Source organism: Aureliella helgolandensis (assembly GCF_007752135.1).
Classification (GTDB): domain Bacteria; phylum Planctomycetota; class Planctomycetia; order Pirellulales; family Pirellulaceae; genus Aureliella; species Aureliella helgolandensis.
In genome coordinates, this window is the sequence record NZ_CP036298.1 from 7,420,200 (window position 1) to 7,433,928 (window position 13,729).

Annotated in this window: 9 protein-coding genes; 1 reads left to right on the top strand and 8 read right to left on the bottom strand. The window is 56.1% G+C overall.

Features of this window, described 5'->3' with window-relative positions:
• Positions 1-87 precede the first annotated feature (87 nt).
• The 4 genes from Q31a_RS26245 to ffh all read right to left on the bottom strand — a co-directional run bounded on the left by Q31a_RS26245 (position 88) and on the right by ffh (position 5,339).
• Positions 88-1,680, bottom strand: coding sequence for a trypsin-like peptidase domain-containing protein (locus tag Q31a_RS26245; protein WP_145084718.1), 1,593 nt, complete (start codon positions 1,678-1,680; stop codon positions 88-90).
• Between the two features lie 65 nt (positions 1,681-1,745).
• Complete coding sequence (gene recA / locus Q31a_RS26250) at positions 1,746-2,861, bottom strand: recombinase RecA (RefSeq protein ID WP_145084721.1); 1,116 nt, start codon at positions 2,859-2,861, stop codon at positions 1,746-1,748.
• A gap of 337 nt (positions 2,862-3,198) precedes the next feature.
• Entirely contained in the window at positions 3,199-3,573 is a 375-nt protein-coding gene (rpsP, locus tag Q31a_RS26255; protein ID WP_197355759.1) for a 30S ribosomal protein S16, read from the bottom strand.
• A 293-nt stretch (positions 3,574-3,866) separates the two neighbouring features.
• The gene (gene ffh, locus Q31a_RS26260) at positions 3,867-5,339 is read right to left on the bottom strand and encodes a signal recognition particle protein (protein ID WP_145084727.1); all 1,473 of its coding nucleotides are present in this window, start codon (positions 5,337-5,339) and stop codon (positions 3,867-3,869) included.
• A gap of 941 nt (positions 5,340-6,280) precedes the next feature.
• On the opposite strand from ffh, the gene Q31a_RS26265 reads away from it, so the two are divergent.
• Positions 6,281-7,921, top strand: a complete 1,641-nt coding sequence (locus Q31a_RS26265; protein ID WP_145084730.1) for an alkaline phosphatase — start codon at positions 6,281-6,283, stop codon at positions 7,919-7,921.
• 204 nt (positions 7,922-8,125) lie between these two features.
• Here Q31a_RS26265 and Q31a_RS26270 read toward each other — a convergent pair whose 3' ends face one another.
• From Q31a_RS26270 to ftsY, 4 genes are all read right to left on the bottom strand, one after another.
• Positions 8,126-8,473 carry a P-II family nitrogen regulator gene (locus tag Q31a_RS26270; protein WP_145084733.1) on the bottom strand — a complete coding sequence of 116 codons (348 nt, stop codon included), beginning with the start codon at positions 8,471-8,473 and terminating at the stop codon, positions 8,126-8,128.
• A gap of 474 nt (positions 8,474-8,947) precedes the next feature.
• The gene (locus Q31a_RS26275) at positions 8,948-10,309 is read right to left on the bottom strand and encodes an ammonium transporter (protein ID WP_145084736.1); all 1,362 of its coding nucleotides are present in this window, start codon (positions 10,307-10,309) and stop codon (positions 8,948-8,950) included.
• Between the two features lie 648 nt (positions 10,310-10,957).
• On the bottom strand, positions 10,958-12,280 hold the full coding sequence (locus tag Q31a_RS26280; protein ID WP_231690945.1) for a porin: 1,323 nt from the start codon (positions 12,278-12,280) through the stop codon (positions 10,958-10,960).
• A gap of 305 nt (positions 12,281-12,585) precedes the next feature.
• Positions 12,586-13,578, bottom strand: coding sequence for a signal recognition particle-docking protein FtsY (ftsY, locus tag Q31a_RS26285; protein ID WP_145084739.1), 993 nt, complete (start codon positions 13,576-13,578; stop codon positions 12,586-12,588).
• Between the last annotated feature and the right edge of the window lie 151 nt (positions 13,579-13,729).

The window sequence follows — 13,729 nt, forward strand, 5'->3', positions numbered from 1 at the left end:
ACGAGGTCGCCCCGGGCGCGCAGGCAGTTGCCTCGCAACTGTCAAGCTGAACAATATAAGCTGTCGATTCGAAACCAACCAGAACCGTCAATTCTCGGGAGGCGAATCTGCAATGCGCAGCGTGCGCGAACTTCCGGTGGCAGGCACTACCAATATCGAAACATCCCCCACGGAACCTTCAACCGCAGCGTAGAACTCGTCGGGATTGTTCACAGGTTGCCCATCCACTTCCAAGATGCCATAGCCGGGGCGAAGTCCCGACTCCCAAGCCGGCGTACCAGGATCGACCGACAGCACGCCTAGTCGAGCAGCCGCGCCCCCCCCTTGCCCCCCTACCCTGCCTCCAGCCAACACAGCAGCCGGAATTGCTGTGGCGTATTCCACCAGCATTCCACGCCACTGTTTGGGGGTGTTCAGCGCATACCCAGGGCGATGGGTTGCCACAAACTTTTTCCCTAGCTTTGCCGTCAAGACTAAGACCCGCGGTGTGCCTCCTCGAGAAACGGGGCGCTGCACGTGCATCTGCAACGATTCTCCTGCCCCCACCTTAGCTAGCTCTCGAAACAATCCATTGCGATCGGTAATCGTCTCATCATTGATTTGAAAGACAATATCCTCAGCTTGCAAACCGGCCTGCTCCCCCGGCAATCCTTGCAGCACCGAGACGATTTTAGCGCCGGAAAAACCTCGGCGACGGTCCGCGATACGCAACTCTTCAGGCTGAATTCCCAAGAAACCATATTCGGGCAAACGCCCCAATTTCAGCGATTCGATGACTCGCAGGAACAATTGATCGACGGCAATGGCAAAGCCTGCGGCGTCAGCATTCCCCTCTACCGCGACGAGGGACGTGGTGAGCCCCACCATCTCACCATGCAGGTTTATCAACGCTCCACCGCTGGTGCCCAGGCTAAGTCGCGCATCGGTTTGAATCAGCGTTCCGTACTGGTGCACCGTCTCGCGACTCGCGGCCGGATTCGATTCAGCTACCGCTGGCGCTACGCGGCGCAAATTCGAAATGATGCCCCAACTTGCACTGGCCTGACCATCGCGCGCCACCGCTTCTGGATTGCCCAGCGCAACGACGAACTGCCCTTTACGCAATTCGCGAGACGGATTGACTCGAATGGGTTGGAGACCAGTTGCATCGATCTTCAACACCGCCAGATCACTAAACGGATCGAAGGCAAAGACGCGAGCTGGCTTGGCAACCACTTCGGCGGGATAGCTACGCTTATCCAGCCAAACGTAGTAGTCATTGCGTTGGGGATCTCCCAGCACATGGCCACAGGTAACGAGCAATCCGTCCTCAGTGAGAACCACGCCACTCCCGAAGAAGGCGGGAATGTAATCAGGACTCTCCGGCGATTCGAAGAAAGAAAAATCGCCCCCCAATCGCAACGCCCCCGCTTGGGCACTCGGCGCCTGCTTCTTCGGGACGCGTGCAATGGCCACCACACTCTGCCCCGCAGTTGCAATTGTAGATACCGTGGCCTCTTCCAACGCGTTAAGCACGGGGAAATTACTCGTCGAATCGGTGGAAATCACCTGGGCCGCGAGGGGAGGTCCCCCATGGGCGAACAGCATGGTCAGAACGCAACACGACGTCATCACCCAACGAAAAAAGGGCTGGTGTTGCCACCAGCCGCAATGCCGCGCATTGGAATTCAAGTGCATCATGTCGAACGCTTTACCTCACTACCATCCAGGCTTGATGCCCCCCACATCCCTAGAGCTGGCGAGGCTCAGCTATCGGCCAGCTCGGCTTCTTTTTCCTCAACTTCTTCCGCGACTTCCTTACCTTCGGGGCCCGCATAACCGCCAGCCGCCATAATCAGCTCGCGAATCGTTTCGGCCAACTCCTTGTTCTCCAGCAAGAAGGCCCGCGCCTTCTCCTTGCCTTGCCCAAGGTAGGTGTCATTGTATTTGAACCAAGCACCGCTCCGAGTCACAACCTTGTGCTCAGTCCCCACGTCGAGCAAATCGCCCTCGTAGCTGATTCCCGAGTTGTGCATCATATCGAATTCGGCAATGCGAAACGGCGGGGCAACCTTATTCTTGACGATCTTGCAGCGCACTCGCTGCCCAACGACCTCGTCCCCATCCTTGAGACTGCCAATCCGGCGAACATCGATTCGGCACGAGCAGTAGAACTTCAACGCACGACCTCCCGGTGTGGTTTCAGGACTGCCAAACATCACCCCAACCTTCTCGCGAATCTGGTTGATAAAGATGACAACCGTCTTGCTCTTTGCGATCGCGCCGGTCAGCTTACGCATCGATTGGCTCATCAATCGAGCCTGCAGCCCCACATGAGATTGACCAATCTCACCATCCAACTCTGCGCGTGGAACCAAGGCAGCTACGGAGTCAATTACGATGACATCCACCGCGTTGCTCTTCACCAAATGCTCAACGATCTGCAACCCCTCTTCACCGCAGCCGGGCTGTGAAACGAGCAGGGTATCGAGCTCCACCCCCAGCTTCTTCGCCCAGCTTGGATCAAATGCATGCTCCGCATCGATAATTGCACCGATCCCGCCCGCCTTCTGAGCTTCAGCGCAGATGTGCAGCGCTAAAGTCGTCTTCCCACTCGATTCGGGGCCGAAGATCTCGATGATCCGTCCTCGCGGAACGCCCATGCCCCCCAGAGCCAAGTCCAGCGACAGGCTGCCGGTGGTAACCCCTTCGATCTTCAGCAGGGCTTCGCCACCGAGCGGCATAATTGATCCCTGACCAAACTGCTTCTCAATCTGCTCCAGCGTATTCCGCAGCCCTGGCTCGCGTTTGTAAACGGCATCCATTCCCTCTGGGCCCTGGGAACCGCCCTTTTTCGACGCGTTTGTTTTCTTCTTGGCCATTGTTTTTCTCGCAGTTGCAACCATTCCCTGTAACCCCTGACTGAAGGACTAAAAGTCAAATGCAGCGAAACTCTCAGCATGCATCTCTGCAGTCCACGAAACGCAACATGCCAGCTCATCGAATTCAGTCAGGTAAAGCTCTACAATAGCGATACTACCGAATCCCAAGTTGGCAGGCAACAAGCGACTGCGACAGGAATAGTTATCGAAGAAGCCGCGACACCTTAGGTCCCACCCGCGCAGAATTCGCAAAACGCATAAAAAAACGCACCCCCAAGGGTGCGTTTACTACGTATTTTGACATCAACTGCAAGCGGAACGCTTATCGCCTTCAGCCTTAGGCCTCGGCGCTTTCAGCGACGGGGGCCTCTTCTGCAGGAGCTGCCGAAACGGGCGCAACTGCCGTCGGCCGGACCTTGCTCTTCAATCGCGCGAGAGCCGCCTTCTGCTGCTCAAGATGCGAGCCGTTGGTGCCATACTTCTTGATCAAAACACCCACTTTATCGCTAGGCTCAGCCCCTACACTCAACCAGTAGTCGATTCGCTCGCCGGTCAAAATCGCTCGTGCATCGGTATCACGTACCATCGGGTCATAGTAGCCAAGCTCCTCAATGACCTTCCCGTCACGAGGGGCGCGGGAATCAACCACACAAACACGGAAAAACGGCCGAGCCTTGCGGCCCATTTTCTTTAAGCGAATACGAACTGCCACACAATGTCTCCTAGGATTCATGCAAATGGACACATGCCATTCGCGGGATCAATGTCTTATACGTTAATTTGATGATTTGTTTTCAGGTCGCAGCCGCGACAAGCCCTCTATCATTTTCGTTTTAGGCATTCCACGCAACTGCATTTAGCTCACTTTGCATTGCATTTTTCGCCAGAGGCCCCATCCGAGCGACAAAAACCACCCCTCAGGGTGGTGCAGATCTCTCAAGTCACTCCCACCTACCTCCAGGAGGCCGCTGAATTGCTGCCCAACCCTCCATGGACACGCCCCGCTTACTTCTTGCGTTTCTGTTTCCGCAGAAGCTTGTCTCGCTCGCGCTGCAGTCTGGCCTTCTCTTTGGGATTCAAACGCTTCCCCGTCCCCTTCTTAAGCTTCATACCCCCCATCGAGGGATCGCCAGACATCATACTACTCTGCATTTGCTGCATCATTTGCATGCGATCTCGCGAATTACCGCCGGCCGCCATCTGCATCATCGGCATGATGATCGAAAATTGTTTAATAAGTGCATTGACGACAGTCGGTTGCACCCCCGCCCCTTGTGCAATGCGCTGGCGGCGTGGCGTGTCGATCAGCTTCCAATTGCGACGTTCGTGAGTGGTCATCGAGTCGATCACCCCCAGCATTTTCCGCACCTCACCGTCGGTATCCCCGCCGGCGAGCATCTTCTTCATGTCTCCCATGCCGGGCATCAAGCTCATCATTTTCTGCATGAGCCCCGGCTTGGCGATTTTCTCGAGCACCCCTCGGAAATCTTCCAGCGTGAATTGTCCCGATGCCATTCTGGCCTCAAGCTTCTCACGCTCTCCATCGTCGATAATGCGGTGCGCTTCCTGAGCGACCGCTACGATGTCTCCCATCTCCAGGATGCGTCCCGCCATCCCCTCGGGCCGGAACGCCTCCAAGGCGTCTAAATGCTCTCCAGTTCCGATAAACTTGACCGGCACTTGCGTCACATGCTTTACGCTCAACAAGGCTCCGCCGCGGGCGTCGCCATCGAGTTTGGTCATGATCACCCCGTCCAACTCCAGAGCGGAATTGAACGCAGAAGCACTGTTAACGGCGTCCTGCCCCGTCATGCCGTCCACGACGAGATAGACCTGGTCTGGACCAATCTTCTTGTCGATTTCGCATAACTGCTTCATCAACTCGTCGTCGATTGCGAGGCGGCCGGCCGTGTCCAAAATGACGACGTTGGCTCCCTGCTCCTTCGCTTTGGCAACCCCAGCCCGGCAGACCTTGACCGGATCTTGCTCATTCAGGTCGCTATAGACCGGCACCCCCAACTGCTCACCCAAAGTGTGCAATTGTTGAATGGCCGCTGGGCGCTGTAGGTCAGCCGCGACGAGAAACGGAGAGGCCTTCTGCTCTTTGAGTAGCTGGGAAAGTTTACCGCAAGTGGTAGTTTTCCCGGCCCCTTGAAGCCCGCACAGCATCAAAACCGTGACTTGCCCAGCCTTAATTGGAATCGAAACATCGACCGGCCCCAGAATCTCAATCAGCTCTTGGTGAACAATGCGCACCAATTCCTCGTGTGGCCGCAGGGACAGCAACACCTTCTGTCCCATTGCTGCTTGAGTCACCTTCGCCATAAAATCTTGGACGACTTGGTAGCTCACGTCAGCTTCCAACATCGCCTGCTCAACCATTTGCAGGCCATCGCGCATGTTGGCTTCGGTTAACTTGCCCTTGCCGCGAATCGATTTAAAGGCAGATTGAAGTCCATCGGACAGTGATTCAAACATCTTGACTCATCTTGCAAGGTCTTAATTGGGAACGTGGCAAGCGCGGAAGGACAATCGGTCCCAGGCACTGCAATTTCGAAACGGCTCGTGGCCAACGCCTCATGGAGGAGGCATCTTGGGTCCTGCCGCTGCTGCTAATCTCTTCTGCTGATTTTTAATGCTGCGCACTGGCAACAGCCCGCTCCAACAGCAAAGCAATCCGTCGATTTTAATACCGTAGTGGGCATACTGGCAATCCGAAAGAGAGCCCCCCACCTGGTACAAGCGTTTCGGCTACATTTTAGCTGAGGCTGTTGAGGTAGCGGACGGGGCATCCGCCCCCGCTTCACGGGTTCTTGGCATCACTCCATTCCCTCGCCCCCCTCCCCCCCCCCGAGCCGGCCGTCCAACATCGCGACGGCTTGTCGGTTTCCACCAGTCGCCGCAAATCCCCTTCGGTTCCTACGCCGTTACATCTACATCTACGCCGTACCCCCTAGGCCGTTACCCGTGGGCTAGTGGTCAATAAAGTTCAAGTGCGTCTGGAGATTGCGTGCGTGGGAAGGCCCCCATCACGGCGTAACGGAAACCAGCCTTCCTTGCTCACCGAACTGTTGATTTAATAGCAATTTGAATTTTAACGCGGAGGTTGCGTCCCAAACTGCCTTGTAGCGGCAACTATCTTTCCTTGCTCACGCGGCGAGTTGCGATTTTTAAGGAGCGGCGCGCGGCCGGTTCCCCTGCTGGGACCGCGGAGCTCTCCCGCAACCATCAGAACCGCCGCCCCCCCCCCCCCCCCCCACGGAAGTGCCCTACAAGTAAGATGTTCTCTAAAATTTTACTTTCGGTCGTTGAACAACCGCCCCGACACGAGCCATAATGCCTGTTCCTCAAATGGCGCAAATAGGCGTGCATTTCCGCCAGCATCCCCCGCCCCTACCTTAGATCGCCCGAGACCCACCATGAAACTTAATTTACGGACCAAGAACTTGCGACGTCATGGATTGGCCATCGCCCTGCTCTCCTGCCTGGCCGCTCCCTCCGCTCTCCACGCAAAAGACCCCATCGCCGACCTGCAGGCAGAGGCAATCACCACCGGCAAAGCCGAGTTTGGACATTGGGGTCCCAACAAGGACAAGTACTCTTCCTGGACGACGCATTCCAATCGCCTGATTCCGGTTTACTCCTTTGGCGGGAATTTAGATCAAGTCAGTGGCGAAAACAGCGTATATCGTTCGGCCGAGGGCCTCACCAAACTCTACGGCACCCTTCCTCCGGAGACTCTCAATCCGCAGGCCGAGTACTTCGATCAAACGGACGTCTACCGCCTGCAAGAAATGGCGGCCGCGGCAGGCAAAAAGCATATCGTGTTGTTCGTGTTCGATGGGATGGATTGGCAAACCACCCGGGCGGCTGCCATTGCCAAGAGCGGCGCGGTCAAATACGACGAAGGCCGCGGAACAGGACTCTACATCCAAGACTACGCAGGCACGGAAACCGATTTCGGCTACTGCGTTACCAGCCCACACAACAACGGCACTTCGGTCAGTGTGGACAAGCAACGGGTGACGAATCCTGGCGGTAAAACCCTAGGGGGTTACGATCCGGCACGCGGCGGAGAGTTTCCCTGGTCGGAATTCCCCGATGCCAATTACCCAATTTCAGCTGGCGACGACGAGAACAAGCATGCCTACACAGACTCCTCCTCGTCTGCGACCTCGCTGACCAGCGGCATCAAGACGTACAACAACGCCGTCAACGTCGATTTCGCAGGCCGTGAAGCACTTAGCATCGCACGCAAGTTGCAAGCGGATGGGTTTGCGACGGGAGCCGTGACCAGCGTTCCTATTAGCCACGCAACTCCAGCATCTGCCTACGCCAGCAATGTCCACCGTGGCGATTACCAAGACATCACCCGCGACTTGCTTGGCCTCCCTTCAATCTTCCACCCAGGCGGCCTGCCAGGGCTCGACGTATTAATCGGTGCAGGCTGGGGAGAAACGGCTGAGAAGGATGGCGGGCAAGGTGAAAATTTTGTGCCAGGAAACAAGTACCTTACGACGGCCGATCAACAACTCGCCGACGTGGCCAACGGAGGTAACTATGTGATCGCCGAACGCACCGCCGGCCAACCTGGCCCGGACGTCCTGAACGCGGGTGTCCAAGCCGCCATCGAGAACAAGCAACGGCTGCTCGGTTATTTCGGCGCGAGCAAGGGGCACCTTCCCTTCCAAACCGCCGACGGAGGCTATAACCCGGTCGCCAACACAGGAAATGCCAGCTCTGCGAAAGCGGAAAGCTACTCTTCCGCTGACATCGAAGAGAACGTGACACTCAGCCAAATGACGACTGCTGCACTGGAAGTGCTAGACGCTCGCAGCGAGCGATGGTGGTTGATGATCGAAGCTGGCGACGTCGATTGGGGCAACCACTCCAACAACATCGACAACTCCATCGGTGCCGTCCTGAGCGGTGACATGGCTTTCAAGACGTTAGTCGATTGGGTCGACGCCCAAGACGGCTGGGAGGAAACCTTTGTCGTGGTAACCAGCGATCACGGGCACTACCTGGTGCTCGACCAACCTGAATTGCTGGCCCAATAAGAGGACCAGATTGCCCGCAGCAATTCTCCATCCTGGGGCATTCCCGCGTTGGCGGGAATGCAACCGCCCCAGGGGCCGCGCTCCGCGGGATCCCTGTCACCCCAGCCTTTGAGTCCGCCTCTCTGCGGGGACGGCTCTCTGCGGGGCCGTCGAGGTCCCCGCCAGACCGAAACACTCGAAACCGCCCAAGAGCCAGGTCCTCGTTCAGATGGCGTCGGGACCGCGTTCTCCGGTGCGAATCCGAACACAGTCATCCATGGGCAGCACAAAGACTTTCCCATCGCCGATCTGGCCTTTGTCGCTAGACTTGGCCGCCCCCAAAATGGCCGACACCGTAGGCTCTACGAACTCATCGTTCACGGCAATCTGCAGTTGGACCTTGCGCAGCAGATTCACGGCCGAATCGGGGACGCGGCGTGCGGTCAACTGCCCTTTCTGACGCCCGAAGCCTTGGCAATCGAGGACCGTCAGCCGGAAGACCTCCACGTCGGTCAAAGCCAACTTGACCGCTTCGAGACAATTGGGCTGAATAATTGCGATGATGAGCTTCACGTTTCAATGCACCTAAAAGCCGACCTTTGCGCACAGCACTCTCGCTGCATCTTTCCATCTGTTGCATATCGGCAAAATAAACACTGGGGGTGAACTGACATTATTGAGCGAGGAACAGTGGAAAGAATCCTGGCTGCCAGCATGGTTAGCCCTGTTAACTCTACTTCAGACAACGAGATTTGTCACTGTCAGAATTGCACTCAGAAGAGGAGCACCCCGGCTCGGACGCGTGAGGCGGACACGCGTACCGAGCCTGCTGGGGCATCCTCAGGACGCGACCGAAGCCGTCGCCCCGTGGAAGAAAAAGTCACCTGAAACCATGGAGCCGCAAAGCCCCATCATCTCAGGCAACATTGGGTAGTTTGTAAACGAGGGACAAGCTCAACAACTCTCCCTCCCGCCGTTCTCTAGCGCCGTGCTGCCCGAGGGCTGCAGCGACGCTGAGGTATTCCACACCGCGAATCGGACAGCAGCCTAGCTGGCTTGCGTCAAGCTTTCGGATGGGTAAGCGTGCATGCCATGCTCGGAAATATCCAAGCCGGTTTGCTCTTCTTCGGGGCTCACTCGCAACAGACCTGAAGCGTTCAAAATCACAAACAGAATCGCCATCGTCCCGAACGACCAAGCACAGATGGCAGACGTTCCAATCAGCTGAGTCATGAACGTTCCGCCGCTGGAATTAGGAAGAAGCCCGATGGCCATGCAACCCCACACGCCGCACAATCCGTGTACAGGCCAAGCTCCAACAGGATCATCGATCCGCAACTTATCGAGCATCACCACGCCCAGGATAATCAGCACGCCAGCCACGCCACCCACGACGATCGACATCCACGAGCTCATGCAATCGCAACAAGCGGTGATCCCCACCAACCCGCCGAGGATTCCATTGAGTCCCATCGACAGGTCCGGCTTGCCGAACAATCCCCAGCTGCACAGAGTCGCAACCAAACCGCCAGCACCAGCTGCCAACGTGGTCGTAACAGCACAGTGCATCGCCACGGTGATATCTTCAGTACCCTGGAATGCCAATTGGCTACCGGGATTAAAACCGTACCAACCGAACCATAGAATGAATACGCCGAGAGCCGCCAGTGGCAAACTGTGACCAGGCATTGGCATGCTCTTGCCGTTGACAAAGCGACCAATGCGAGGTCCCAGCACAAGCGCTCCGGCCAGACCCGCGAAACCACCCACGCCGTGGACCACAGCTGAGCCGGCGAAGTCGACGAAGCCCATTTGGTCCAACCAGCCGCCGCCCCACTTCCAATAACCGCTAATGGGGTAGATCAGTGCAGTGAGCAGGGCGCTGTAAATCAAATAAGCGCCAACTTTCATACGGCCAGCAACGGCCCCCGATACGATCGTAGCAGCCGTTGCAGCGAAGACCGCTTGAAACAACCATCCCACTTCAGGCGTGAAGGTTGAGCCGGTTACGCCATCGAGACCAAACCCACCGAAGCCGAAGTACGGCGAGGGATCGGCACCGGCGTAGTCACCAGGATACATGATCCCGTAGCCGACCACGAAGAACAGCAACACACCGATGCAAATATCCATCGAGTTTTTGAACAACACGTTCACAGTGTTCTTCTGGGCATTGAAGCCAGCTTCCACCATCGCGAAGCCAGCTTGCATGAGGAACACCATGGCTGCAGCGAGGAACAAGAACATATTGTCCAACGCAAAACCGACGCCCAAGTCGGCCGTCTCAGCCTCCTCCTCAACTTCGACCACAGCAGGCGTCTCCGCCTCTGTCGCCGATTCGACCGCTACCACTCCAGCAGCGCCATCCGGCTCCTCTTGCCCAACAGCAATGCTAGGTAAGAGCAACATACAACCTAATAATCCACCCAACAAAAGAGGCATCCTAGCCCGCCTTAGAACTGTCTCTTGCAATATCAACTTTCTCGCCTTTCAACCGGAAGTAACTCTCGTGCGCACAAGCAACGTTACTTGCGAACACCCACGCCATCACCATCACGCAACACTGGCTGAGCTCCGGCGGTTGGTTGATTTGCTGAACCGACGACACTAGCCCTCGGATTCGTAACGCGTCCCGTCCCCACTCCCGATCCGCGGCCAGTGCCCACGGTCTAGAAGAACGAACGGTGCGATAAATCAATCAGCCGCCGGCGCCACATCGCTACTAAGTTTCCTGCTGCATCGAGCGGGATGCCAAGTAGCCAAGTCGTGCTGGCAATCGATCACCGTGGATGGGTAATGCACGCGGTGGGCCAGAATGTTAAAACGCGACCTTCCATCAGGTCTTACGCGACACTTAAACACAGCAACAGAAAGGAGTTACAGAAAACTCAACTTTCTTAAGGAAAGAGCCCAAAAGCGAGCAGCGGAACGACATTGCCACAAAAAAGGGCAAGCAACGCTAATAGATTAAGCACGACGATTGCTGCTTCAACGAAAACAGCCAGCACATTTGCATGTGCTGGCTGAGAGCGTTTAGGTGTCGGAAATCTTCAGAGCTTAGAAGGTGAAGATCATGTCGGTGCCGAAGGTAGTTTGGCTGGAGCCCAACTCATTGCCAGCGACATTATCCTTGTCCCAATCCCAGCGAATTTCTGGGCGGAACATGAGGTTGCTAGTAGGAGCATAGTTGATGCCGGTGGTGTAGGCGTAAATGTCGCTACGACCAGCGTTGACCCCATAGATCCCCTTGTCAACGTTGTACCACTCGAGGCGTTGTCCCCAAGTCACTTGATCATTGATGGTGTACAACAGGTAGTTGTTGACATCGAACGTTTCGCGTTCGGTGGAGCGACCTGTGCCATCGGTATCGAGGAGGTCAATCCACAATACGTGCTGCCAATTGTCGGTCAATTGGCTGGAGATCACGGTGCTGGACATGTAACCGACTTCGTCATTGGCGAAGCGGCCGAACATGAATTGACCAGTGATATTGACGTTGTCGCTGTAGTCATAAGACGATCCACCCAGGAAGGCGTCGCCATTGTCTTCAAACGCGCTGTCCCAACCGAGAACGTATCCACCGTAGAGGGTCAGCTTGTCGCTGGCTTGGTATTGCGCCAGAGCACCGGTATGGGTAAACGGCTCGCTGTTGTTCATGGTATAGCTGTGCGAGTAGAAGAAGTTTCCAGTCGCTCCAACCACTTCGTAACCAATCAGCGTGAAGAAGTGTCCCACTTTGACCGACAGGTCGCCGTAGGCGGCTTCTACGTAAAGCTGAGGAATTGCATGGCCGTAGCCGGCATCCCCAACCCCATTATCCCAAGTATTGTCCCAGTGACCATTGCCAGGACCGAAGGACTGCGTGTTAGGTCCATCTGTACCGTAAATGTAGTCAATGCGACCACCGAAGCCCAGCCCGTTGCTGCCGTCCGCTACGCGTTCGGCGTACATCCAAGCTTGCTGCAATTCGACATTATTGGCACGGTTGTTGAACAAGCTGTTGTTGTAGGTGTGGTAGCCGACTTGCGACCAGCCACCGATGGTGAAGCCTAGCACATCGTTTTGGAATAGCTTCCAAGGTTCGTCGCTGCAACCGCTGGCAGAATCGCATCCGCCGCCCAGGAATCCGCCCATGCTGTCGCAGGCATTGATTCCGCTGGTATCACAACAGCTTACCGGAGCGTCGCCACAGCTTGAGGAAGCTGGAATGACTGCCGCGTACTGGCTGCGCACAGCAGCCGCGGTGGTAACAGGTGCAGGTTGAGCAGCGTAGTATTCGTAGTCACTAGCTGGTTGTTGAGCAGGCGAAGCAGCGAAAGCAGCTCCCCCCAAGCAAGTCGCAGCTATCGCTGCGGACAAGGCCAACTTGGTAATCTTCATCTTTTCATCCTTGATTAAATTCGGAACCCTAGACGATCACAACCACATCCTGAGTTGTGTCGGAAACGGGATTAAGACCCAAGACCGCCAAATCGATAGTCGAGCCACTAGCGATCATCTTGAATCACGAAACGGCTGCTTAGTGAGTACGTTTCCGAGAGTTACTATCGGCGTGAAAATTACCGCAAATTCATCGGTTCCTTCGAATCTCCCATTCGTCGGATTGTTAGAGTCATACGAATCCCACCGAGTTTAACGGTTGCGCAAGCCCCGCGGCCCCCCAACTGGCAAACCGTAAGAAATCCTTAGTCTCGCCAATCGAGTAGCGCTGTGGCAAACGCCTGCGGATCGAAGACTGCCAGGTCTTCCAGTTTTTCTCCTAGCCCAACCAATTTGACCGGCAAATCAAACTCTTGACGGATGGGGATAATCACGCCCCCTTTCGCAGACCCATCAATCTTGGCTAAGACGATTCCGGTACAACCTGCCGCAGCCGAGAAACCGCGCGCCTGACTGATCGCATTCTGCCCGGCAGTTGCGTCCAACACGAGCAGCACTTCATGCGGCGCTTCGGGAATATGCTTGGCAATCACGCGGCGAATCTTATCGAGTTCCTGCATGAGATTGCTCTGCGTCTGCAACCGCCCGGCAGTATCGATAATGCACACATCGTAGTTTTCATCGCGTGCTTTCAGAGAAGCTTGGAAAGCAACGGTGCCAGGATCCGCCCCCTGCTGTCCCTTGACGATATCGCATCCAATACGCTCCGACCAAACCGTTAGTTGTTCGACAGCTGCGGCGCGGAACGTATCCCCCGCCCCCAACAGCACGCGGTGGCCTTCCTGGGTGAACTTGTAAGCCAACTTGGCGATTGACGTAGTTTTCCCGGAGCCGTTAACCCCCACCACCAAAATCACCGTCGGCCCAGACTCCGCCAACTGGATGGCCGTCCCCCCTTGCTCCAGGGTCGTTTGAATTTCCTCCGAAATGGTTTGCAATACTTCCGCAAATTGGACTTTGCGAGCTCTGAAGTCGGCACCGATGCGATCGCGGATTTGCGTCGCCATCTTCCCCCCCATATCACTCTTCACCAATACGGCGAAGAGCTTCTTGAGGAATTCGTCGTTGACGAGTTCTCCGTCGCTCTTCCACAAATCGCGAATATCAGTGTTGAGAGCACGGCTGGTTTTCTCAAGCGCCGAACGGATGCTCCCCAAAATCCCGCCGCTGCCGGTCTCGCTAACGCCGTCCGCTTCTGAAGCACCGTCTCGCTTGTTCTTCTTATTCCAAAATGCCATTAATTCAACTCACACGCTTCTTCATAGTGTTCATCAGAAACCAGCCATACTTTACCATCAAACCACCATCCCGCCCCCTCCAACGGCTGAAGCCACCTAGGTTCCTGCGGGTTGTGCGATTCGACGATGTCATTCTAGACCGCAACTCCAA